We start from the raw sequence: 522 nt of genomic DNA, 5'->3' as shown, positions 1-522 counted from the left end.
AAAAGAAATACTTTTAACATATAAATAAGACCTCAACTATTAATTTTTTACTTAAATTTAAACAAATGTATTTTGTAAATGCCTTCATTTTGGTAATATATACCTATTGTTGCAAAATATAGGAGGTTAGGGTATTGAGCTTTTATCGTTTTATGAAGAATTTTGAAGGTGAAAAAAGTCATTTTGGAGATTTGTTTGAAGGTATGAAAGATATTAATTTTCCTGAAAACATTACGACTCCAAGGGAAATTATGGAAAAGTTCCAACATTGGTTACAAGAACCTAGTTTACACGATACGATACAAGATGCGATTAAGCAGTATCAAAATAAATAACTTTCATCTATATTAAAAGGTTGTTGAATAAATCAGGGTTTTAGTCAAAATCTTTTAATGTAATTTTTATACATATACGTTGATAGGATTCATTTTCGGAAAAATAGTGCAAATAAATCAATGATTTCGCGTTTTGAATAAATAATCAAAATAATAGATGATATGTCTCAACTGTTTTTTAACAATG

At 26.1% G+C, this 522-nt stretch carries 1 protein-coding gene; it reads left to right on the top strand.

The window, feature by feature from the left end; genetic code table 11:
• Positions 1–134: 134 nt before the first annotated feature.
• Positions 135–335, top strand: a complete 201-nt coding sequence (locus IE142_RS40455; protein ID WP_001831332.1) for a sterile alpha motif-like domain-containing protein — start codon at positions 135–137, stop codon at positions 333–335.
• Positions 336–522: the final 187 nt, after the last annotated feature.

Origin of the sequence: Streptomyces mutabilis (assembly GCF_014649815.1) — a bacterium.
In the GTDB taxonomy this organism is placed as follows: domain Bacteria; phylum Actinomycetota; class Actinomycetes; order Streptomycetales; family Streptomycetaceae; genus Streptomyces; species Streptomyces mutabilis.
This window is presented reverse-complemented; position numbering and strand designations above follow the sequence as displayed.